General features: G+C 32.6%; 19 protein-coding genes. 10 read left to right on the top strand and 9 right to left on the bottom strand.

What is annotated here, in order from left to right:
• Window positions 1–28 precede the first annotated feature (28 nt).
• Complete coding sequence (locus tag ACR9ES_RS06650) at window positions 29–3,667, top strand: ShlB/FhaC/HecB family hemolysin secretion/activation protein (RefSeq protein ID WP_435255573.1); 3,639 nt, start codon at window positions 29–31, stop codon at window positions 3,665–3,667.
• Between the two features lie 12 nt (window positions 3,668–3,679).
• Window positions 3,680–4,063, top strand: coding sequence for a DUF423 domain-containing protein (locus tag ACR9ES_RS06655; RefSeq protein ID WP_435255574.1), 384 nt, complete (start codon window positions 3,680–3,682; stop codon window positions 4,061–4,063).
• A 42-nt stretch (window positions 4,064–4,105) separates the two neighbouring features.
• Here the strand turns inward: ACR9ES_RS06655 and ACR9ES_RS06660 are convergent, their stop codons facing one another.
• The 6 genes from ACR9ES_RS06660 to ACR9ES_RS06685 form a co-directional block, all read right to left on the bottom strand.
• Window positions 4,106–5,596: a M48 family metallopeptidase gene (locus ACR9ES_RS06660; protein WP_435255575.1), complete on the bottom strand. Its 1,491-nt coding sequence runs from the start codon at window positions 5,594–5,596 to the stop codon at window positions 4,106–4,108.
• Window positions 5,597–5,607: 11 nt separating this feature from the next.
• Window positions 5,608–6,768, bottom strand: coding sequence for a DUF6882 domain-containing protein (locus tag ACR9ES_RS06665; protein ID WP_435255576.1), 1,161 nt, complete (start codon window positions 6,766–6,768; stop codon window positions 5,608–5,610).
• 20 nt (window positions 6,769–6,788) lie between these two features.
• Window positions 6,789–7,430, bottom strand: coding sequence for a hypothetical protein (locus ACR9ES_RS06670; RefSeq protein ID WP_435255577.1), 642 nt, complete (start codon window positions 7,428–7,430; stop codon window positions 6,789–6,791).
• Window positions 7,431–7,461: 31 nt separating this feature from the next.
• Window positions 7,462–7,872, bottom strand: a complete 411-nt coding sequence (locus ACR9ES_RS06675; RefSeq protein WP_274633299.1) for a hypothetical protein — start codon at window positions 7,870–7,872, stop codon at window positions 7,462–7,464.
• A gap of 91 nt (window positions 7,873–7,963) precedes the next feature.
• Window positions 7,964–8,713: a LytR/AlgR family response regulator transcription factor gene (locus ACR9ES_RS06680; RefSeq protein ID WP_435255578.1), complete on the bottom strand. Its 750-nt coding sequence runs from the start codon at window positions 8,711–8,713 to the stop codon at window positions 7,964–7,966.
• Between the two features lies 1 nt (window position 8,714).
• The gene (locus ACR9ES_RS06685; RefSeq protein WP_435255579.1) at window positions 8,715–10,571 is read right to left on the bottom strand and encodes a tetratricopeptide repeat-containing sensor histidine kinase; all 1,857 of its coding nucleotides are present in this window, start codon (window positions 10,569–10,571) and stop codon (window positions 8,715–8,717) included.
• Window positions 10,572–10,713: 142 nt separating this feature from the next.
• Between ACR9ES_RS06685 and ACR9ES_RS06690 the strand changes: the two genes are divergently transcribed.
• Complete coding sequence (locus tag ACR9ES_RS06690) at window positions 10,714–11,166, top strand: hypothetical protein (protein ID WP_167713041.1); 453 nt, start codon at window positions 10,714–10,716, stop codon at window positions 11,164–11,166.
• 71 nt (window positions 11,167–11,237) lie between these two features.
• On the opposite strand, the gene ACR9ES_RS06695 is transcribed toward ACR9ES_RS06690, so the two are convergent.
• Window positions 11,238–12,092, bottom strand: a complete 855-nt coding sequence (locus ACR9ES_RS06695; RefSeq protein WP_435255580.1) for a hypothetical protein — start codon at window positions 12,090–12,092, stop codon at window positions 11,238–11,240.
• Between the two features lie 327 nt (window positions 12,093–12,419).
• On the opposite strand from ACR9ES_RS06695, the gene ACR9ES_RS06700 reads away from it, so the two are divergent.
• From ACR9ES_RS06700 to ACR9ES_RS06730, 7 genes are read left to right on the top strand one after another with little or no spacing between them, the layout of a single operon-like run.
• Window positions 12,420–15,758 (top strand): toxin VasX, encoded by a 3,339-nt coding sequence (locus ACR9ES_RS06700; protein WP_435255581.1) that lies wholly within the window; start codon window positions 12,420–12,422, stop codon window positions 15,756–15,758.
• Window positions 15,751–16,461, top strand: coding sequence for a hypothetical protein (locus ACR9ES_RS06705; RefSeq protein ID WP_435255582.1), 711 nt, complete (start codon window positions 15,751–15,753; stop codon window positions 16,459–16,461). Before ACR9ES_RS06700 ends, ACR9ES_RS06705 begins: the two co-directional genes overlap by 8 nt.
• Window positions 16,462–16,474: 13 nt before the next feature.
• Window positions 16,475–17,185, top strand: a complete 711-nt coding sequence (locus ACR9ES_RS06710) for a hypothetical protein (RefSeq protein WP_435255583.1) — start codon at window positions 16,475–16,477, stop codon at window positions 17,183–17,185.
• Window positions 17,186–17,198: 13 nt separating this feature from the next.
• Window positions 17,199–17,909 carry a hypothetical protein gene (locus ACR9ES_RS06715; RefSeq protein WP_435255584.1) on the top strand — a complete coding sequence of 237 codons (711 nt, stop codon included), beginning with the start codon at window positions 17,199–17,201 and terminating at the stop codon, window positions 17,907–17,909.
• 13 nt (window positions 17,910–17,922) lie between these two features.
• Complete coding sequence (locus ACR9ES_RS06720; RefSeq protein WP_435255585.1) at window positions 17,923–18,630, top strand: hypothetical protein; 708 nt, start codon at window positions 17,923–17,925, stop codon at window positions 18,628–18,630.
• 13 nt (window positions 18,631–18,643) lie between these two features.
• Window positions 18,644–19,354 (top strand): hypothetical protein, encoded by a 711-nt coding sequence (locus ACR9ES_RS06725; RefSeq protein ID WP_435255586.1) that lies wholly within the window; start codon window positions 18,644–18,646, stop codon window positions 19,352–19,354.
• Between the two features lie 13 nt (window positions 19,355–19,367).
• On the top strand, window positions 19,368–20,075 hold the full coding sequence (locus tag ACR9ES_RS06730; protein ID WP_253679568.1) for a hypothetical protein: 708 nt from the start codon (window positions 19,368–19,370) through the stop codon (window positions 20,073–20,075).
• Window positions 20,076–20,530: 455 nt separating this feature from the next.
• On the opposite strand, the gene ACR9ES_RS06735 is transcribed toward ACR9ES_RS06730, so the two are convergent.
• A complete protein-coding gene (locus ACR9ES_RS06735) occupies window positions 20,531–22,234 on the bottom strand; it encodes an alkaline phosphatase D family protein (protein WP_435255587.1) in 1,704 nt (567 codons plus the stop codon).
• An 86-nt stretch (window positions 22,235–22,320) separates the two neighbouring features.
• A complete protein-coding gene (locus ACR9ES_RS06740; RefSeq protein WP_435255588.1) occupies window positions 22,321–23,169 on the bottom strand; it encodes a TPM domain-containing protein in 849 nt (282 codons plus the stop codon).

The following is a 23,169-nucleotide window of genomic DNA, read 5'->3' on the forward strand; positions in this document are numbered from 1 at the left end:
ACAAAACATGAACTTAACCAAGTTTTGCATGTATCTAACTATAATTGTTGTAGTTAGTGGTTGTGCATCCTATAAAGCTAAATACGCAGATAAGACTTCTCCAAAAACAATTCAAACAAATAAAGAATTGTTACACTCCTTTTATTTAATTGGAGATGCTGGTAATGCCGAAATGGGACAAACAACACCTACACTAACCTTTTTTCAAAAAGAGTTAGCCAAAGCTTCTAAAAACTCGACTACTTTATTTTTAGGAGACAATATTTACCCTTACGGAATCCCCAATAAAGAACATAAAGATAGAGCCTTAGCTGAACATCGTTTGCAAGCACAAATTGATGCACTGCAAGGCTTTAAAGGAAAAACAATTTTTATTCCTGGAAATCATGATTGGTATAATGGTGTTGATGGTTTAAAAGAACAAGAACGATTAGTTGAACAAGCTTTAGGAAAAGATTCTTTCCTACCTGAGGGAGGCTGTGGATTGGATAAAGTAGAAATCAATGATGATCTTACCTTGATTATTATTGACAGTCGTTGGTTTATTATGGATTGGGATAAAGAGCCAAAAATGAACGACAACTGTGAAATTAAAACTCGCGAGCGTTTTATTCATGAAGTTTCTAGTCTTTTCAAAAAAAACAGATACAAAAATGTTGTGGTTGCTGTACATCATCCATTATATAGTAACGGTCCACATGGTGGAAGTTATTCTATAAAAGACCACATGAAACCAGCGCCAATTTTAGGTACTTTGAAAAATGCGCTACGCTCACATGCAGGAATTCAAACTGATATTTTTAATAAAAACTATAGTGACTTCATTAATCAAATCCAAGCAGTATCTGATGATTTCACCGATAATATTGTTTTTGTTTCTGGTCACGATCACAACCTACAATACATAGAGCAAGACGGATTTAAGCAAGTAATTAGTGGTTCGGGTTCAAAACAATCAGCTGCTTTAATTGGTTATGGAGCTCAATTTACCTACGGTAACCACGGATATGCAAGATTGAATTATTATAAAGACGGTTCTGCTGTTATTGAATATTATGCTGCCAACACCAAAGATGGACATAAACTCCTTTTTAGTAAAGAAATTGTAAAACCAAAACAAACTAAAACTTATTCTGACTTTCCTGAATATGATGATCATAAAGAATTTATAGAAACTTCTATTTATCCTTCGGAAGCTACTGAAGTAAGTGGGTTTCATAAATTTATGTGGGGAGATTTACACAGAAAAAAATATGGAAAAACCATTAAAGTTCCTGTACTAGAATTAGAGAATGTCTATGGAGGTTTAACTCCTATTCGACGAGGAGGTGGTAATCAAACAAATTCGTTACGATTAGAAAATCCTGAAGGAAAACAATTCGTATTACGTTCAATGATAAAAGACGGAAGTCGTATTATGGGTGGTATTTTAAAAGGAACTTTTTTAATTGATGTGGTTCAAGACATTTTTACAATGTCTCACCCATATGCTGCTTTTGTAGTTCCTGATATGGCAGACGCTGTAAATATTTATCATACAAATCCAAAGCTATATTACATGCCTAAACAACCTGCTTTAGGTAAGCATAATGAGGTTTTTGGAGGGCAATTATACTTATTAGAAGAACGACCTGCTGGTGACCGCAGTGAATTAGACAACTTTGGAAATTCAGAAGATATTATTAGCACATTTGATGTGTTAGAAAAAATCAGAAAAAACGGCAAACACTCTATTGATCAAGAATGGGTTGTTCGTTCGCGTTTGTTTGATATGGTAATTGGTGATTGGGATAGGCATGAAGACCAATGGCGTTGGGCTTCTTTTAAAACCGAAAATGGTAAAACCTATTATCGTCCTATTCCAAGAGATAGAGATCAACCTTTTTCTAAATTTGATGGAGTTATGATTCCTCTATTTCAACAATTTGCTCCCTTGGTAAAGAACATGCAAACTTTTGATAACGATATCAAAAACATGAAGTGGTACAATAACTATGCTCGTTTCTTTGATGCTGCTTTTTTAAATCAATTAACACTTGATGAATGGTATCAACAAGTTGAATACATCCAACAAAATTTAACAGATGAAGTAATTGAAAAATCAATTCAACAGCTACCAAAAGCTATTTACGATATTGACGGAAAAGAAACCATTGCTAAAATTAAGGTTAGAAGAGATAAATTAAAAGAAATTGCAACACGCTATTACACCAAACTAAACAAAGTTGTACATGTAGTTGGTACAGATAAAGACGATAAATTCATCATTAAACGTTTAAATGATGACGAAACTAGCGTTACTGTTTTTAGAAAAGAAAACGAAATTTATAACCGTATTTTCAAAACAAAAGAAACGAATGAAATACAACTTTATGGTTTAAATGGAGATGATGAGTTTTTAATTTCTGGTGATGTACACGATGGAATTTTATTACGAATTATAGGTGGTCAAAATCACGATATGTATACAGATAAATCATCCGTTGCTGGATGGAGAAAGAAAACAAAAATTTACGATTTTAAATCAAAGAATAACACCATAAATCCGAGTTCTGAAACTGTAGATTTACGCTCAAACAGCTACTTTAAAAATACTTATAATTTTAGAGATATTAATAATAATACAACAGTAGTGTATCCTAGTTTAGGAAGCAATCCAGATGATGGTTTCTTCTTTGGCGCTTCTGTAACCTATACACAACAAGGTTTTAAAAAACACCCTTTTGCTAGTCAACATACCTTAGCCGCTAATTACTATTCAGCCGTTGGAGGATACGATCTTGAATACAACGGTGAATTTACTGAACTAATTGGTAATTGGAGCTTGCACTTGCACGCTAAAGCTACAAGCGATAATTATTCTTTTAATTTCTTTGGATGGGGTAATGAAAGTGTATACGATCAAAGCTTTGACTTAGATCATTATCGTGTTAAAAAAGAAGAAATAAGCTTTTCTCCTTCGTTATTAAAACGATTACGAGGAGGAAGTATTTTTAAAATTTCAGGAATTGTTGAAGCTATTGAAGTTGAAGACACTCCAAGTCGATTCATCAATAATTTTGACAATCAACCTACCGCTATTTTTGACACTAATTATTTCTGGGGAGGTGAATTAAACTTTAATCACAACCGAGTAGACAATAGTAGCTTCCCTACCAAAGGGATGAACTTCGATTTGGTTATTGGAGCTAAAGCCAATGCAGAAGATTTCGACAGACGCTTTGGTTACATTAAAAGCTCTTTAGCCATGTATCAAAATTTAGTGTCCAATCGCTCCTTAGTTTTTGCTTCTGAAGTGGGAACTCAAATTAATGTAGGAAATCGTTTTGAAATTTACCAAGCAGCTACACTAGGTGGTGACCGTAATTTACGTGGATTTAATAGAGAACGTTTTTCTGGAACCGAAAGTTTTTATCATAGTAACGATTTACGTTTGCGTTTTGGGCGCATTCGTACAGGAATTATTCCTATAAAAGTTGGTGTTACTGGTGGTTTTGATTACGGTCGTGTATGGTCTCCGTATTCTCCTAATTCAAAGAAATGGCATACTAGTTATGGGGGTTCTATATGGTTAAGCGGAATCGACTTATTCACTGCAAATGTTTCTTATTTCAAAGGAAACTCACAAGAAGACAGAGTAGCTTTAAGTATTGGTTTCTCTTTTTAATTCATTATAAACATGACACAACAAATTGTATTAATAACAGCAGCTTTATTTGGAATGTTTGCTGTGATATTTGGAGCTTTTGGAGCTCATGCTTTACAAAAAATTCTAAACGTAGATCAACTGAAATCATTTGAAACGGGTGTAAAGTATCAAATGTATCATGCACTCGTTTTATTATTCATTGGAAGTTATTTTGAAACACCTAGTTCAGCAATATATTACGCTTTTGTAGTTGGAATTATACTGTTTTCCTTCAGTATTTATGGTTTAGTATTATCAGACGCAAAAGGTAAAAAAATGAAGTTTTTAGGTCCTATTACTCCTTTAGGTGGCTTGCTACTAATTGTTGGATGGGCACTTTTATTATACAGACTAAGCCAAACCATACATAATTAGCATGTATAGTTTGACTAGCATGGTAAACAAAAAATCATTTTGTTAATCAACACCTTGGGCGTCGCTGATAATTCTATCAATAAATTCAGTTTTTATATACAATTGTCTTGCTAAGTTGTACAACACCTCAACTTCAGCAGCATCTATACTTCCATCAGCATAAGAAATAATAGATAAATCTCTTAGAATATTTAGTTTTTGCATCACAGAAATTACGATATCTAATTCTTTAGCCAAAGCTATAATTTCATCAATAATATCTTGCTCTGTTAATCCTTTAATCGTTAACATACACTGTGCAAAAACTGATGGAGACACCACACTACTCAACGCCTGTATTTCAGAATCATCCACAACGCCATCTGCCTTTGAAATCATATAACCACCTAAAAACATAAAGCGTTGTATTTTTTCTGAATGCTCAGTTTCATTTCCTAAATCTTCTGGCTCCATTAAAGACATAATTCGCTGTATTTCTAGCTCCATCGCTTCTTCTGTTATTTCTCCGTTAATTTCAGGATTGAATAACTCATACGTTTTACTCTTATTGAATAACTCTAACGCTTTAATACGAAGTGGGCTAAACGGATGACTGCTATACCAATCTGATGGATCGTGTGTATCGTCATTTAAAACTTCTTCTAAATCTGAAAATTGATTAATGTACTCGGTTAATTTAAAATCTAAAGAATCAGAAGTTACCCCTGACGATAACTTAAAGAAGGTTCTTGCTGCTGCCTCAAAACTCTTACAACATAATAAACCAGCTCTGTCGGCACTAATTTCTGCATTACGATTCCACGCATATAATTTCATTGCATGAATTGGCGCTAAGTCGTTTGCACCTTCGTCTAAAATATGTTTTACTGGATAATTGAAATGCTCAAATAAAACATGTCCGATTTCATGACCAATAACAAAAGCTAGTTCATCTTTTGTAAAACGTTCTAAAATTCCTGAAGTTAAAATAATATACAATTTATCTTCATCTGGTGGGTAGCATGATGCGTTGAATTTATCTTCCTGGTAAACAAAAAACTCAATATCTGCTTTCAGTTTTAACACCTCTTTACAATGATCTCCAATTTCATGAAGTACAGGCGCTAGCATTTTTGTTAAGCGTAAACTTGATTTTAACAAGTGTCTTCTCGATTGAAAAACTGGATTGTTTTCCTTTATTCTTTCCAACGTTTTTTGAATTAGCTCATCTTCTTGAAACTCCAAAACATAATCTCGATCACCGTCATACACCAACGCATTTAAATCAATATCTGCTCTCGAGTTATCATATACCTCTTGAATGTTCTCTGTTACATTTTTAAGGTTCAACTCGTTAATTTCTTCAATACGTTTAGTGTATTGTTCAGCTAATTCTTTAGCTACGTTTTGAAAATGAACACTTGCTTGGTGAATTAATTCATTATCCCCGTTTTGTTGCGCAAGGTTTAAGTCATCCATCATTTTATTTTGCGCTTGCGTTAACGCATCTTGATGTTCTTTTTCTAATTCTGATAATGTGGTAGATTGATACATACTTTTTCTTTTTAAGCTCCTACTGGAACTGTCGAGTTAGACAATTTTAATAACCTTCCTTTTAGATCAAAAATTCCTAAAATTTGATCTTCTCCTTTTTTAGCAACGATATTATTTCCTGATACCTCAACCTCATATCCTTTTTGAGCTAAGTAGCAAAACAATGCGTGCTTGTGTTCAAAGTCCATTCGAGTTGTTGTTTTTGAGAAGTGTGAACAAATTAAAGCAGGAATGTTTATCTCTTTTTCATCAACTATATCCGTATATAATAATACATACACAGTAAGCCCTTTAAAAGGTAATGGTGCATAACAACTTGCTTGATTTATTCCTGTTGCTACGAATGAGAAATAATGCCCCGGATCGTGTTCTGTTTCTATTTTTGAGGAAAGTAAGTCTTCTATCCCATGTTGCTCTCCTAGAGCTTTCATTTGTAATGAAGCTTCTAAAAATTGTTCTGGAATACCGCTTTGTTTATTTGCCCAAGCCCATAACCAAGATTGCTCATTATGAGAATACGTTCCTAGTACCTGCATTTTAAAGGTAAGACCACCATAAGTCACCGTTCCTTGAAGCATATCACAAGTCCAAGGTAAATCTTCAACTATATCCGCTAAATTATCTTGTTTTTCAAAAGCTAAAGCTACATATTGATTGTGCAACTGAGGTAAGCTTAATTTTATAGTGTTATCTACCTTTCCTCCTACAATATTATTTGGGTTTTCTGTACTCTCAACACTGGCTTCGCTTCCTGCAAATTCTTCTAAATGCGTTTCTAAAAGGTGTACAATTCTTTCTGTTTTCTCTTCCACCTTATCAGCATTCATAATAGGGCTGTGATTAATGGTTAACACCCCATTTACAAAAGTGATTGCTCTTTCTAAGTTATGCTCATTATTTTCATTAACAATCTTTATTTCTTTTAATCCATTTTTTAGCAACTCTCCCCCAATTTCATCAATGTTTACAGCTTTGATTGCTTCAATTAACGGTTGAAAATATATTTTTGGAAACGTATCATTGTAAAGGTGTGAAAACTTATCTTCTACCAATGTATCCCACTCTATGTTTAGTGATACGTTAAATCCTGCTTTATTGTTTATTTCCGCTTCTAATGCTGGAAATAATTCGTTTTTAAATGTTTGAACTGCTCTTTTTTCTTTAAGGCCCATTTTTTATTAATTTTAGTATTCTACAATGCTTTTTCTATTTTCTCAACAAAAAGATTTTCTAACTCTTTAGGTAATACTTTATGAATCTCAATACCTATTTTTAAAACATCTCCTTCTTTGTTTACCTCTAGTTTTTCTGCGATAGAAACAGCTATCGTTTTTATGTTTTTCCACGCTTCTAACCCCATTTCATCCTCAACTATCTGGTGTTTTGCTTTTAACAAACTTGTAATAACATCTTTACAATTTAAACGAGCATTAGCCTCTTGTAATTCAGAGCTTTCAAATGATAAGTTAATAGTTGCTTCTAGCAACGCTTCTTGCTCTAAAACCCATCTTTTTAATTGTAAAGCACTAATAGGTTCTTCTCCTATCGGACGACTGATGCTTCCTTTTGATAAAGAAACAGCCATCTTTTTAGGATGTTTAATTCGTAAAACTGAAATTTCTTGGAGGTCGAAAAACAACACTTCTTGCTCTTCGGTTCTTAAACATGCAAATGTTTGGTATTCTTCCTTAGCAACATCAACCACAAAACCTTCTATATAAACTCCATTTTTTAGTGATAAAGCAATTGGTAGTTGCTTTTTTTCTCTAAACATGTTATGGATTATGACAGATGGTGATTGCGCTTTAAATTGATTGATATAATCTGTTTCCATAGCAATTTTGTTTTTATTGTGAATTACTAGACTATAAGTTGTTCTCTAATAAATCAACAAGCACATCTGTTCTGTCTTGAACTTTATCTGCGTTTAAAATTGGGCTATGGTTTACTTGTAAAACTCCTTCTTCAAAGGTATAAGCATGCGTTGGGTTGTGGTGATCGTCTTTATTGGTAATTACCACTTTTTTTAACGATTCTGACAATGCTTCTTTCCCCATATCATCAGTTGCTATGGCTGAAAAAGCATCAATAAGTGGTTGGAAATAAATTTTAGGGTAACTGTCATCATATAAGTGTAAAAACTTATCCTCGAACATGGTATCCCATTCTACATCAATTGTTACATCGAAACCTGCTGCATTGTTTATTTGTTCTTTTAATGCAGGATATTTTTCTTCTTGAAAAGTCTTGGTGAATCTTTTTTCTTTAAGTCCCATGGTATGATAATTTGTTTAGGTTTTTAACTATTTACCTCAAATCTACATGGAACTTTTCTTCTCTTTTAATGAGTTTTATATGTGTTACTTCTTATTTTGTATTCGTATTAAAATTCTCTAAAAACTGTTTTAAATACGTTTTCTTTCTTGATGATAAAGGAACATTTTCGCCACTTGACAACTTAACTGTATTAGCACTTACTGAAGCTAAATATTTTATATTAATTAAGTGAGATTGATGCACTCTAGCAAAAGCGTGTGTGCTTAAAATATTTTCGTAATACTTTAAGTTTCGAGCACTCATTATTTTTTTATCTGTAGTATAAAAAAGCGTATAACTTCCGTCTGATTGGCAACGTACAATATCATCTACATGTAAAAAATGTTGCTCTTCGGTAGTTTTAATAAGCAATGTTTTTTGAGCCTCTTTTTTATCAAACTCATTTATTTTACTTAGTGCTTGCGTGTATTTTTTCTCTTTTTCAAAGTCCGCTCTAAAACGTTCTATGCAAGCATTTAATTCGTCAGAATCTATAGGTTTTAATAAATAATCTACCGTATCAAACTTAATAGCTTTTATTGCAAATTCATCGTAAGCTGTGGTAAAAATCATTTTAAAGTTTATGGTTTCTAAAGCTTCTAATATTTGAAAAGCATTTCCACCAATCAACTCAATGTCTATAAATACCAAGTCTAAATTGTTGTTACTTAAAAAATCTATAGCTTCATTTACATTGTCTATTTTAGCTACAATTTCTATATCTTTTTGCGTGTATTGCAACAGTTTTGTTAATGTGTTTAGTGCATTAAACTCATCTTCTATTATAGCCGCTTTTATCATTTTATAACTTTAATTTAAATACAACTTTTGTTCCTGATGGGTGTCCATCCTTATCGTGTAAATCTTCTATGGTAAAAGATTTTTCTTCTCCTTTATTTCTTATCTGTAATCTTTCAATAAAAATATCAGTAGCATGTAAATCTTTTGCTATTTTTTCTTGACTCTTTTTTTGTTCTCTTCCTACTCCGTTATCTTCTATTTCAAAAAACAGCTCTTGTGCTGTTTTTCGAATATTGAGACTCAATATTCCTCCTGATTTCTTTTCTTTCAAACCATATTCAATAGCATTTTCAACAAAAGGTTGTAACAGCATCGGGGGCACTTTAATTTGTTTGGTATTACAGTTTTCACAAACATTTATATGATAGGTAAAACTATTATTAAATCGAAGTTGTTGTGTATCTATGTAATTAGATATCATTGCCAGTTCTTCTTCCAAACTAATCTCTTCTTTTCGAACATAATCAAAATTTTGTCGAATAAGTTTTGAAAACTTAGCTATATAGTTTGATGATTTTACTGGGTTTCCTTCTAAAGTTATATTCTGAATCGCCGCTAAGGTGTTGAATATAAAATGAGGATTCATTTGAGCTCTTAGCAAACGTTGTTCTAATTTTGAAGCTTTATTAGCCGCTCTTAGCTTATTATTATATCCAAAAAACAATGCTATAATTAAAATAAGTACCAACGATATAATTACACTAATTCCTAACCACCAATTTTGTTTGTTTATTTCTTTTTGATGGGTTAATGCTATTTCTTTTTCTTTAATTTTATAGTTCACATTAGCAAAATGAAGAAGTTTTTGGTTTTGCTTTTTACTCTTAACCACTTCTATACTATCTCGTATTATTTGATGGTTTAATGCTTTTTGGTACTGTTTCTTTAAAATAGCGATGGATATTAGCTTATCTCGTATTTCTAATTCTTCTGTGAGGTTTTTCTTACTCTTATAAATCGACATGGCTTTATTATAGTTTACCTCCGCCGAATCTAACTTATTAGCTACTAAAAAAAGGGTTCCTAAACCTTTATACGGAGCTCCGTTAATTGTTTTAATTTTTTGGTTAAGTTTTACTGCTCCTCGTAAAAACTTCTCTGCTTCGTCAAAACGTTTTGCTTCCAAATACGTGTATCCAATATTATTAAGAACACTTACAATAGTTTTTGGATCTTTCGCTGACTCACCCAAGGCTAATGCTTCTGAAAACTGCTCTAAGGCTTTGTTATATTGTTTTAACTTCAAATAAACACCAGCAATATTACTTTTAATTGCTATAATTGAATTAGGATCATTTGGATCGGTAAATAATTCTTCAGACCTTTTTATGTAAAACAATGCCTGTTCGTAGTCTTTTAATATAAAATGAAGATTGAATAGCTGATTATTTGCCTTGGCTTGTAACCTTGTGTTTTTTATTTTTTTTCCTATTTCTAAAGCTTCTAATGCGTACTTCTGAGCCTCCTCTAGCTCATTTAATTTCATACAAGTAGCACTTAATGTTATTAAGCTCCTACCTTTATTATAATCGTCTTTTAGTTTTGTAAATAACCTATACGTTTCTAAATGAATATTTTTAGCCTCTACTAATTTATCGTTTAAGTAAAATAATTCTCCTTTACTAAATAATAATAGCGCTTCGTTTTTAGAATTTTGTTTCTTTTCTAATAAACTATCAATTTTTCTTAACCCTTCATTGGGTTTTTGCTGAGAAATGCTATCAATAGTATATAAATATTCTTGTAGTTTTTTATCTACTTTATTTTTCGTACAAGCTGCAAAAAAAACACAAATACTAATAGCGTATAAAAAGTTGGTTCTGGTTACCAAAAACATTTTCTGTAAAAAATTAAGCAACTAAAGTAGTTATATATTTTTATTCTGCCTTCATCTCATTCACTTTAACAAAGCACTTATAAAATTAACATCTACGCATACAAAACATTTATAAAACAAAAATCTATTTTCTAAGATATTTGACTAAAATAAAATGATAAAAATGAGTACAGTTGAAACTATAGAAGAAGTTATTAAAACAGGATCTTGTGATTTAACAAGTTTTGAAAAGATTGAAGAGATTTCTAAACCTAAAGTTAGTATTGATGGAGCCTACTTATTAATTTATAATTGGCCAGATGATCCTAGTGGTGCTAATACTACTATTCACGTTGATCTTACTTATTTGTTTATACATAACAACCAAGAATACAAAGCTATTACAAGAACTAAATTTTATGATTTTGATGTTGCTAAGTTTGAAAACTTACCTAAAAAATACTTTATAACCGAATATCATAAATTGGTAGAGCAGGCTTTAATGTTATCTAAACAAACAATAGAAGAGAAGCTTGAAGAACCTTTAAGCTCTGTTATTCCGTTTAGTTTTAGCCGAGAAGATTCCATTTTATTGGCTATAAATGCGGGTTATTCTAGGCAAATAGATTACGTGTAAGTATTTAAAAAAATACAATTCCCCTCCCCTTTTTCAGTTATCATTGCACATAGCTTTGGTAACTGTTTTTTTTAATCTTTTATTATAAATTCATATAGCTTGCTGTTTCCTCCTTTAGCGGCTTCATCAGTTATGTAAAGCGTTGTATTATTTTTAAAAGTAACCCCTTCTTTTTGAGAAACATGGTTAAATGAATACTCTTTTACATCTCCGCTAAAAAAATCATCTTCTTTAAAATTGGCATATACTAATACGGATTGATGTGTTAACAAAACTACTTTTTGTTTATCAGGAGATATTGCTGCTGCTGTAATTGCACAATGTAAAGCATCGCAGTTTGTATACTCGGAAATATATTTAGCAGTATACTCTCCTTTTGTTGCCGGAACTTTATACAACATTGTTTTACCTTGCTTATTTTTAACCCTACTTTTGGTAAAAATATACAGAAACCCATCTTTATAAATTAACGATTCTGCATCAAAAAAACGGTCTTTCTTTTTGGGCGGAAACTTAGTTTGATTGGGATATGAAAATTGTATTTTTTCTACCTCAACATTGTCTCCTTTTAGCAATTCTTCTTCCTTAATTTTTAGAATTACTAAGTTCTTTCTTTTGTTATTATTGTTACCAAAATCGGCGATGTATATGTTTCCATTGGTATCAGAAGTTATGTCTTCCCAATCGTGATTTTTTACTGCTAATGCTCTTTTTTGTAAAATTTTCCCTTGCGTACTAACTTTAAATAATTCCGCTGCATTACCACTGTCGTTATGCATCCATAGTACATTTAAGTCTTTACTTTTCTCTACTCCAGAAACTTCTTTTAAATCTTCCGATAAGTACGACACTAGCTTCAGTTGCCCATAATTGGTACAACTAGTAATTAATAAAATGGTTAACAATGGTAATAATAGCTTTTTCATATCATAAGTTTTGTAGCTGTAAAAATAAAAAGATTTATGTTAAGATTCTTTCTTCCGTCCGAAACACCTCATCTCTTTATAACACATGAATTCCTTTAACGAAAACAACATTATTTATAAAAAAAACAAACTTTTTTTGATTAATAAACTTTCTATCTATACATTTGAAACATCAAAAGAGTACTTATTTAAAAAATTGCTAGCGTGCTTTTTTGAAAAATTGTAATCCAAAAAAAATATTCTCCCCCTGTGCTATGCTGTAGCTATTATTGCTATGGTCATGTTTTTGCTATGCAAAAAACATGAAAAAAAAGAAAATAATAAATTATGAAAGAAAACATTGCATTAGAAAAAACGCAACAAAAAGACTCCTGTCAAAAAATTACTACCTACAGTTTTACTGCTCATTACAATGAAATTAGCAGTAAAGAACAACCCTCAATTATAACGGAACCACAAGGTGTTAGATTACACTTTTTACGTTTTGGCTTGTTTGACTATAATGTAGATCATAAAACATCTACCTATCATTCACCTGACACACAAGAGTTTTATAATAGTATCTTTTTAGATCAAAATAAAAAACCGGCAATTGGTAAAGTAGTTAAAGAAAAAGAAACTAACAATACTACAAAAAACCACAATACTCAAAAAGTTACAATTCCTTTAGGTGAGGTAGTTCTTGAAAACACAATTAAACTCCCCAAACTTGAGAATTTTTATATAGCTAGAACCCCATTACGTGCAGGGTATGTATATATGATTAATGAGAAGAACCCAAAAGATGATTTTAAAGAATTTAAAGTTGATGAGTTTGGGATGTTTGAAGAAATTGAATGGGAAAGAAATAAAGAAGATGGAAAATATCTAGATATTCGTAAAGCTACAGGAAAAAAGTTAATGTATAAAATACTCCAATCTAACGAGCAAACATATTGTTTAGCTTATTCACCTGTACAATGGAGTGTTAAATACGTTAATGAAATTTTAACCAGTGCCGAAAAAAGAGCCGAACAATGTACCACTAAATTTGTGTGCAAAGGACTGCCCAAAAACAAAGAATCGAAAGATGCAGCTGTAACACATTATAAAGAAACCAGTATTGTTGTTCCTAATAATCATCCTATGGCTCACAAATACAAAGATATTTTATACAGTATTGCAGCAGATGAAAAGCAACAAGAAAAAAGTGGAGATAACGAGTTACTTGAAGACCTCTTTATTACCTTAACTGACCCCATTGGTTGTGTCAATGATATTTGTTTTGGGGTACAAAGAGAAGTAACTAGACTCAAATCTATTGTTGCTGCATTAGAAACAGGAAACACAACAGAAAACGTTTTTAATCACTTATATTATAAGAAGAGTTTAACCAAACATTCAGAAAAACACATAAAGCAACATGTGTATTTACATCGTTTAGCACAAGCAACATATGATTTTGTATATAATGATAAAAAAAATATAGAAACATACGATTCTACTGATATTCCACTTTATGGTATTCCTTCATTGGGTAGAATTTTGCAAAAAATATCAACCGATAAAGAAGGTGTTAAGCGAGAGAAAGTAGAAAAAATATTAGCCGTTAAAGAACGTAAAGAACAACGAGAGATAATAAATAATTATCGAAACGATTTAGGTAATGTAATGCTTGCTGATTCTTATCAAAAAGCTAAAAAAAACTATTCTAATAGTATTGTTGATGTAATTGAAGATGGTAAAGAATTAACGTTAGACCATTTTATTGTTTTAGGTGAATACCCTAATATTTATGACAATCATTTAGATTTGAATACAGTATTTAAACCTAACAAAGACAAATGGTTAAACTATATTAATAAAACGCTAGAAGATAAACCCGAAGTTTTTAAAAGCTCTGTAGAGTTACTCGAAAAAACAATTGATATTCATAACATGGCAAGGTTAAGCCTCGTAGGTAAAACATCAAGTGTTATGCGTAAAATGTTTAAAGCTTATGCTAAACACGGAGATTTTGAGCCTGGTTATGTTTCAAAAAAAATAAGTGGTAGAATTTCTTATTTTAGAAACAAAGGTGTACCAACATTTGTATTTAAACCTATTGCACAGTTTGACGAATTTCTTGTAAAAGAAGGTAAAGAACTTGCAAACAAACTCAATGGAGTAGATGTTAATCTTAAAAGGCACAAAAATAGTTGGCATTTAGAGTATGAACAGCGAATGAACCTTAAAACTACCGAACAATTTATAAAAGACGGTAAAGTAACCATAAACCTTAAAAACTTACCTAAACGCTTTGAAGCAGAAGCAATACGATTTAATGAATCAGGGGCACTAGCAGGTGTTATTTTAGTGGTAGAAAGTTTCTTTTTAATGGAAGCGATTAATAAATGGAGAAAGGACGATAGTAAAGCTAGTTTAACCAATATGGTACTTGCCAGTATTAAACTAACTGCCGCATTAGGTCGCCTTGCTAAAGACACTAAAGTATATGAAAAGGTATTAATTGGAAGAGAAGCTAAAATATTTAAAGTAACCGTAAGTGGTTTAACCATAGCAAGTTCATTTATCAGTGTTTTTAAAGGTTCTGCAAAAACTTATAATTCGTTTATAAATCGTGATTATGATGCAATGCTTGTTAACTCGGGTATTGTAGGGCTTTCAGGAGTGTTTTTAGCGGCAGATATTTCTGTGGCTGTTGTAGAACTTGGCTTTTCAGGTTTTTTCGCTTTAGGTTTTGTGCCGGCACTTTTAATTGGTGGAGGAATTTTATTATTAGTGTATCTAAATCAAAAATATTTTACCGATACACAATTAGAGGCCTATTTTAAAAACTTTCCGTTAAGCGATTACACACTGTTGCCAAAATACAATGAACTTTCTTATGATTACAAACAACGCCTATTGGGTAATATTGAAAATGCTATTACGGGTGACCCCAATAAATACCAACAATTTAAAGACCTTGAAGTTGCTTTTGTAGAGTTAAGCGATTTATTTTTTGGTATGGTTATTCAGCGAGAAGCATTAGTATCACATGAAGAAGTAGAACGTATTATAAACAGACATTATAACTCAAAAGCAGATATCTTTAGTATTTTTTGCAATACTTTTAAAGCCAATATTTTTACAACAAGCGTTGTACAAAGCCCTGATGATTTAGATGTTAAAGCTTGGTATTATCCTTATGGTATTAAGGCTAATGGCAAGCGTGTTGAAATTGATACATTTCTCTTCGATTTTCCTAAACCTGACCCTTACAACTTTAGAAAAACCCAACCCATACCCAAATGTACTATCGAATTTCAAGTACCACAAGCCTATCGTTATTACCCAAATAATAATAGTTATTTTTATTTTGGTGGGCATGAATATGCCAATGCAGAAATTTTATTAGCAGTTCGTGTAATAAACGATGTAGCAACGAATGATTATAGCCCTGCACCGCTTAAAAACAAAGCACGTTATAAATTTATACATTTTACTATTGCGCAACAAGATATGGCTATTATGGTCAATACCTATAAATGGCTAAGTTATAAAACACACTTTGCACCCCATAAAAATAATAATACAAGCGTTAAACCGAATATACTAACTCACGAACAAGTTGCACATAAAAATACTATTTTTGAATTAGAATATTTACATCATATACATACTTACACCCCTAAAAATGAGTAAACATCACCAACCTTTTAAAATTTTAACTCAACCTACTTTGGTAAATGTAGAAAGAGTATATCCTAGTAGAAAATATGTTATTAAAGAAGCTAACCATAAGTTTTATAGAACAGATGAAATGACGTTACCAAAAGTATATGGTTTTTTTGGGTTACTTATACTAGGTTTTGGGTTAGTCCTTTTAAGATATGAACATACTGGATTTTGGGAATATTTTCAAACATATTCCTTAATTTTAATAGGTTCCTTTTTATTTATTTATCGTCTTACAGTTAAAAGCAAACATAAAGAACTGGTATTAGACAGGTTAAATGGTACGGTTAGTTATCCTGATTTTTTTTATAGCAAACCTTTACAAGGTAAGTTTTCAGAACTAAAAGCGGTAATCTCTATTAGTGGAGATATTGATGGCGCACCAGGTGATGAAAAACTAAAGTTTGTAAATACCTTTAGACCTCGAAAAATAGATATTTTACGTACTATTAGTTACGATGACCCTTACCAAGAATGGAGCTTGTATGTCTGGTATATGGATAAAAACCGCCCCTTGCCACCAGGTACTGCTTTTGACCCATATAGACAGCAAGACTTTGAACGCAGAAAAGCATTAGGCTTTCCAAGACCATTGTATAAAAGTACCATACCAACACCTGAATTTACGAAAGAACAACAAGCGGAGCGTAGGCGCATTGCAGGATGGTAAATAGTTGTAAAAAATGAGCAAACACCACCAACCTTTTAAAATTTTAACCTCACCTACTTTGGTAAATGTAGAAGATGTTTACCCAAACAAAGGAGTGTTAGTTAAAGAAGCAAACGATAAGTTTTATAGAATAGATGAAATGGCGTTACCAAAAGTATATGGTTTTTTTGGATTACTTGGTGTATTTATAGGTTCTTTTGGTTTAACTCTTAAAACTATTAGCTTTGGAAGCTATATTGCATATTATTCTCTAATTTTAATAGGTTCCTTTTTATTTATTTATCGTCTTACGGTTAAAAGCAAACATAAAGAACTGGTATTAGACAGGTTAAATGGTATGGTTAGTTACCCCGATTCGTTTTATGGAAAACCTTTACAAGGTAAGTTTTCAGAACTAAAAGCGGTAATCTCTATTAGTGGTGATATTGATGGCGCACCAGGTGATGAAAAACTAAAGTTTGTAAATACCTTTAGACCTCGAAAAATAGATATTTTACGTACTATTAGTTACGATGACCCTTACCAAGAATGGAGCTTGTATGTCTGGTATATGGATAAAAACCGCCCCTTGCCACCGGGTACTGCTTTTGACCCATACAGACAACAAGACTTTGAGCGCAGAAAAGCATTAGGCTTTCCAAGACCTTTGTATAAAAGTACCATACCAACACCCGAATTTACGAAAGAACAACAAACAGAGCGTAGGCGCATTGCAGGATGGTAAATAGTTGTAAAAAATGAGTAAACACCACCAACCTTTTAAAATTTTAACTCAAGCTACTTTGGTAAATGTAGAAGATGTTTACCCAAACAAAGGAGTGTTAGTTAAAGAAGCTACTGATAAGTTTTATAAAATAAATCAAATGGGACTACCAAAAGTATATGGTTTTTTTGGGTTACTTATACTAGGTTTTGGGTTAGTCCTTTTAAGATATGAACATACTGGATTTTGGGAATATTTTCAAACATATTCCTTAATTTTAATAGGTTCCTTTTTATTTATTTATCGTCTTACAGTTAAAAGCAAACATAAAGAACTGGTATTAGACAGGTTAAATGGTACGGTTAGTTATCCTGATTTTTTTTATAGCAAACCTTTACAAGGTAAGTTTTCAGAACTAAAAGCTGTAATCTCTATTAGTGGAGATATTGATGGTGCTCCAGGTGATGAAAAACTAAAGTTTGTAAATACCTTTAAACCTCGAAAAATAGATATTTTACGTACTATTAGTTACGATGACCCTTACCAAGAATGGAGTTTATTTGTCTGGTATATGGATAAAAATCGCCCCTTGCCACCAGGTACTGCTTTTGACCCATACAGACAGCAAGATTTTGAACGTAGAAAAGCATTAGGCTTTCCAAAACCATTGTATAAAAGTACCATACCAACACCCGAATTTACGAAAGAGCAACAAGCGGAGCGCAGGCGCATTGCAGGATGGTAAATAGTTGTAAAAAATGAGCAAACACCACCAACCTTTTAAAATTTTAACTCAACCTACTTTGGTAAATAAAGAAGATGTTTTCCCAAACAAAGGAGTGTTAGTTGAAGAAGCAAACGATAAGTTTTATAAAGTAAATCAAATGGGACTACCAAAAGTATATGGTTTTTTTGGATTGCTTGGTATATTTTGTGGGATTTGGTTTTTAGATGGAAAATTTAATTGGAAAGAAGATAGTCTTTCTGTTTTTCTTATAATTTTAGGTTCATTTTTATTTATTTATCGTCTTACAGTTAAAAGCAAACATAAAGAGTTGGTACTAGACAGGTTAAATGGTACGGTTAGTTACCCCGATTCGTTTTATGGAAAACCTTTACAAGGTAAGTTTTCAGAACTAAAAGCAGTAATCTCTATTAGTGGAGATATTGATGGTGCTCCAGGTGATGAAAAACTAAAGTTTGTAAATACCTTTAGACCCCGAAAAATAGATATTTTACGTACTATTAGTTACGATGACCCTTACCAAGAATGGAGTTTATTTGTCTGGTATATGGATAAAAATCGCCCCTTGCCACCAGGTACTGCTTTTGACCCATACAGACAGCAAGATTTTGAACGTAGAAAAGCATTAGGCTTTCCAAAACCATTGTATAAAAGTACCATACCAACACCCGAATTTACGAAAGAGCAACAAGCGGAGCGCAGGCGCATTGCAGGATGGTAAATAGTTGTAAAAAATGAGCAAACACCACCAACCTTTTAAAATTTTAACTCAACCTACTTTGGTAAATGTAGAAGATGTTTACCCAAAAAAAGGAGTGTTAGTTAAAGAAGCTACTGATAAGTTTTATAAAGTAAATCAAATGGGACTACCAAAAGTATATGGTTTTTTTGGATTACTTGGTATATTTTGTGGGATTTGGTTATTGAATAGTAATGATATAGATATTTATTACGGTCCTTTCTCTGTTTTGATGATATTAGTCGGTTCCTTTTTATTTATTTATCGTCTTACAGTTAAAAGCAAACATAAAGAACTGGTATTAGACAGGTTAAATGGTACGGTTAGTTATCCTGATTTTTTTTATAGCAAACCTTTACAAGGTAAGTTTTCAGAACTAAAAGCTGTAATCTCTATTAGTGGAGATATTGATGGTGCACCAGGTGATGAAAAACTAAAGTTTGTAAATACCTTTAAACCTCGAAAAATAGATATTTTACGTACTATTAGTTACGATGACCCTTACCAAGAATGGAGCTTGTATGTCTGGTATATGGATAAAAACCGCCCCTTGCCACCGGGTACTGCTTTTGACCCATACAGACAGCAAGATTTTGAGCGCAGAAAAGCATTAGGCTTTCCAAGACCTTTGTATAAAAGTACCATACCAACACCCGAATTTACGAAAGAACAACAAGCGGAGCGCAGACGCATTGCAGGATGGTAAATAGTTGTAAAAAATGAGTAAACACCACCAACCTTTTAAAATTTTAACTCAACCTACTTTGGTAAATGTAGAAAGAGTATATCCTAGTAGAAAATATGTTATTAAAGAAGCTAACCATAAGTTTTATAGAACAGATGAAATGACGTTACCTAAAGTATATGGTTTTTTTGGATTGCTTGGTATATTTTGTGGAATTTGGTTTTTAGATGGAAAATTTAATTGGAAAGAAGATAGTCTTTCCGTTTTTCTTATAATTTTAGGTTCATTTTTATTTATTTATCGTCTTACGGTTAAAAGCAAACATAAAGAATTGGTATTAGACAGATTAAATGGTATGGTTAGTTATCCTGATTTTTTTTATAGCAAACCTTTACAAGGTAAGTTTTCAGAACTAAAAGCTGTAATCTCTATTAGTGGAGATATTGATGGTGCTCCAGGTGATGAAAAACTAAAGTTTGTAAATACCTTTAGACCTCGAAAAATAGATATTTTACGTACTATTAGTTACGATGACCCTTACCAAGAATGGAGCTTGTATGTCTGGTATATGGATAAAAACCGCCCCTTGCCACCGGGTACTGCTTTTGACCCATACAGACAGCAAGATTTTGAGCGCAGAAAAGCATTAGGCTTTCCAAGACCATTGTATAAAAGTACCATACCAACACCTGAATTTACGAAAGAACAACAAGCGGAGCGTAGGCGCATTGCAGGATGGTAGTTTTTTTTTACAAGAATATACTCTCGAAAACTTGTATTACATATTGAAGCGCATACAACACTTTCAGAAAATGAAGCCTACCCAACCTTACTTAATGAGATTGATGTGTTGGCTAAGCAATATAATTTGGTAGTAGATAACAGGTCTAAATCTAGTACTCCAACTACCGAAGAAGTATAACATTAGTTGATTTTGTATTTCTTTTATAGCATACAAAAGGCTCCTGAATAACTCAGGAGCCTTTTAATATATTGGTAATGCTATGTAAACGTTGTACATTTTGAGTAAAATTTGTAAATTCGAGTGAATTTTGCGGGTAAAAACCCGTAAAATTAGTATCGAGAATAAAACTTTACAACTTAGATTGTTGTTCTCGATACGATTTTCTATCGAAAATCACTCGAACAGACATTCTTTCGGCTAAAAACTTCAAAAATGCACAACAGGTTATGTAATTATAAGGTTACTGTTTTTCCTATACTATTTGAATAGGTTTTGTTGGTAACAGTATCAACAAAGTTCCAGTCTGTTTGTATACCTGCTGCTGTTACTGTAAGTTTCATATAGCCTCTTTGAGAGAAATTACTGTATTGTAAATCGTCTATTAACAAGCCTAAAGCGCCTTCTAATTCTGTTGCAGATGCTCCTAAGTAAGTTTCTAATCCTGGTGATGATACTGAACTTGTAGCTACCTCTACGGCTACTTTTTCTCCAGAATTATCTTTTAAATCGCTATACCACGCATTGTGAGTGTCTCCTGCCAGCACTACTACATTTTTACTTTTAAAGCTCGCTAAAATGCGTTCTCTCTCCATAAAATAACCATCCCAAGCATCTAAGTTATATGGTAATACGGTTTGTACTCTTGCTTTTTCTTCTGCTGTTAACGTAGGGTCGTTTTGTAAAACTCTTGTTTTAATCGTTACTAATTCTGTTATCGTTTTTTTAAATTGATTAAAAGTTGCTTCACTTGTCCCACCTGTTGCCGATGCTTCTGCCACCACTGTTGCTAAAAGTGTTAATAATTCAGCAGGAACTAACATTTTTCCCATTAAAACTTGCTGTCCTATTAGTTGCCATGTACTATTGCTTGCTGCTAACTCACTTTCTAACCATCCTAATTGGGTAGTTCCTAAAAGGGTGCGTTGTGGGTTTAACCATGCTTGCTGAAAAGCTGTTGCGTCAAACGCTCCTTTTTCATCATAATACGCTGAATATTCTAGCTGCTTATCTCTACCAACAATACGCGTATCTAACATAATTAAATCTATCAAACTTCCAATTTTCAAGTTTCTGTAAATAATTGAATTATCTACCAAATTCGTCATGTTAGGTAAGTATTCGCTATACGCTTTTAAGGCACTTTGTTTTCTTGAAGTAAAGCTTCCTTCATTTTCTTGATGGTTTTCCGCTCCGTCTTTATACGCATCGTTAGTTACCTCATGGTCATCCCAAACACAAATAAAAGGTTTGGTTCTGTGCAATTCTTTTAATTGCTCGTCTGAACGGTATTGGCGGTAACGGATACGATAATCGTCTAACGAAATAATTTCTCCTTTTGGTTCTGGTGTTCTAAACGAACCGTAAGTGTTCTCTCCGTATTCGTATATATAATCTCCTAGGTGGATGACAACATCTGCATCCGATTTTTTTATTTCTTCATATACGTTAAAGTAACCGTAGGCAAAGTTTGCACAAGATGCTACTGCTAGTTTTACTTCACTAATTGATTCGCTAAACGTTAGGGTTTCTCCTATTGGTGATGTTGCTTTATCGTCAACACTTACAAAACGGTAGTATAATTTTTGTCCTGCATCTAAGTCTTTAATTTCAACAGCTACGGTAAAATCTCTTGAAGCGTCGGTAGTTACTTCTGCTTGACGAACAATGTTTTTAAAATTTTTGTCTTTTGCGAGTTGCCAAACTAAGGCTGCTGAAGCGTTTTGCGTGGTGTAACGAGTCCAGATAATAACTTGCGAGTTTGTGGGATCAAAACTAGCAACTCCTTGCTCAAAGTTTTTCTCTGCTAAGTTATCTGGAATAGGTAGCTCATCAATATAATCATCTTTACAACTAATAAAGTTAGGGACTAAAAGTAGTCCTCCAGTTGCTAATAATGAGTTTCTTAAAAAGCTTCTTCTTTTAATGTTAGTCTTCATACATAGGGGTCTTTTAATTTCCCTGCATAAGTACTATTTCAACGTTGCTTTAACGTTAACTAACCTTTACCAAATAAATGAAGTTACTACCAGCCTCCTGTGGCTCCACCTCCACCAAAGCCTCCGCCTCCGAAACCTCCGCCGAAGCCACCTCCACCACCAAAGCCTCCTGACGATCCTCCACCGAAACTTCCTCCGCCAAAACCGCCTCTACCTGCGTTGCTTAAAATAATGGTTTCTAAAATACCTCTTGCTACATGCGATTTTCTGTAGCCTCTTCCTCCACCTCCACGGTTTCCTTTACTTCCGCTTGAGATAATGATAAAGAATACTACCAGAATAATGATAAAAATTATGAAGCTAAAATCTGTTTTTTTAGATTGTTTTCTAGCCCCTTTGTATTCACCACTCATTACTTTAAAAACTGCATCTACTCCACTGTTTAACCCAGCGTAATAGTCACCTTGTTTAAAATAAGGTATAATGTCGTACTCTATAATTTGTCTAGAAACGTAATCGGTTAATAAGTGTTCGGTTCCATACCCAGTTCGGATGGTTACTTTACGATCATCTTTTGCCAGTAACATGAACACTCCATTGTCTTCCTTCTTTTGTCCTATTTCCCACTTGTGTGCCCAGTTGGTAGCTAAATACCCTATTTCTTCTCCTTGGGTTGAGCTTATAATTGCTACCACTACTTGTGTTGAAGTAGTGTCGGCATATTTAATTAACTTATTTTCTAAGCTTGCTTTTTGACTGGGTGATAAAAGATTTACATAATCGTAAACACTAGTTTGCTCTTTAGGTGTCTCAGGGATTTCAAATCCTTGTGGGAAAAGAGTGTGTCCGCATAAAAATGCAATAAAAAAAAGAACAACTTTTACCTTCTGTAACTTGTTTGTTCTTTTATATAATGACGTTATATTTTTTATCAT

This window comes from Tenacibaculum sp. A30, assembly GCF_051200845.1.
GTDB lineage: Bacteria > Bacteroidota > Bacteroidia > Flavobacteriales > Flavobacteriaceae > Polaribacter.

What these genes read in the sequence shown, in the direction of transcription:
- ACR9ES_RS06730 (WP_253679568.1), top strand. Translation starts at nt 19,368, where the DNA reads ATGAGTAAACACCACCAACCTTTTAAAATTTTAACTCAACCTACTTTG.
- ACR9ES_RS06695 (WP_435255580.1), bottom strand. Translation starts at nt 12,092, where the DNA reads ATGAAAAAGCTATTATTACCATTGTTAACCATTTTATTAATTACTAGT.
- ACR9ES_RS06740 (WP_435255588.1), bottom strand. Translation starts at nt 23,169, where the DNA reads ATGATAAAAAATATAACGTCATTATATAAAAGAACAAACAAGTTACAG.
- ACR9ES_RS06705 (WP_435255582.1), top strand. Translation starts at nt 15,751, where the DNA reads ATGAGTAAACATCACCAACCTTTTAAAATTTTAACTCAACCTACTTTG.
- ACR9ES_RS06720 (WP_435255585.1), top strand. Translation starts at nt 17,923, where the DNA reads ATGAGCAAACACCACCAACCTTTTAAAATTTTAACTCAACCTACTTTG.
- ACR9ES_RS06655 (WP_435255574.1), top strand. Translation starts at nt 3,680, where the DNA reads ATGACACAACAAATTGTATTAATAACAGCAGCTTTATTTGGAATGTTT.
- ACR9ES_RS06650 (WP_435255573.1), top strand. Translation starts at nt 29, where the DNA reads ATGTATCTAACTATAATTGTTGTAGTTAGTGGTTGTGCATCCTATAAA.
- ACR9ES_RS06675 (WP_274633299.1), bottom strand. Translation starts at nt 7,872, where the DNA reads ATGGGACTTAAAGAAAAAAGATTCACCAAGACTTTTCAAGAAGAAAAA.
- ACR9ES_RS06665 (WP_435255576.1), bottom strand. Translation starts at nt 6,768, where the DNA reads ATGGGCCTTAAAGAAAAAAGAGCAGTTCAAACATTTAAAAACGAATTA.
- ACR9ES_RS06715 (WP_435255584.1), top strand. Translation starts at nt 17,199, where the DNA reads ATGAGTAAACACCACCAACCTTTTAAAATTTTAACTCAAGCTACTTTG.
- ACR9ES_RS06660 (WP_435255575.1), bottom strand. Translation starts at nt 5,596, where the DNA reads ATGTATCAATCTACCACATTATCAGAATTAGAAAAAGAACATCAAGAT.
- ACR9ES_RS06690 (WP_167713041.1), top strand. Translation starts at nt 10,714, where the DNA reads ATGAGTACAGTTGAAACTATAGAAGAAGTTATTAAAACAGGATCTTGT.
- ACR9ES_RS06725 (WP_435255586.1), top strand. Translation starts at nt 18,644, where the DNA reads ATGAGCAAACACCACCAACCTTTTAAAATTTTAACTCAACCTACTTTG.
- ACR9ES_RS06735 (WP_435255587.1), bottom strand. Translation starts at nt 22,234, where the DNA reads ATGAAGACTAACATTAAAAGAAGAAGCTTTTTAAGAAACTCATTATTA.
- ACR9ES_RS06700 (WP_435255581.1), top strand. Translation starts at nt 12,420, where the DNA reads ATGAAAGAAAACATTGCATTAGAAAAAACGCAACAAAAAGACTCCTGT.
- ACR9ES_RS06680 (WP_435255578.1), bottom strand. Translation starts at nt 8,713, where the DNA reads ATGATAAAAGCGGCTATAATAGAAGATGAGTTTAATGCACTAAACACA.
- ACR9ES_RS06670 (WP_435255577.1), bottom strand. Translation starts at nt 7,430, where the DNA reads ATGGAAACAGATTATATCAATCAATTTAAAGCGCAATCACCATCTGTC.
- ACR9ES_RS06710 (WP_435255583.1), top strand. Translation starts at nt 16,475, where the DNA reads ATGAGCAAACACCACCAACCTTTTAAAATTTTAACCTCACCTACTTTG.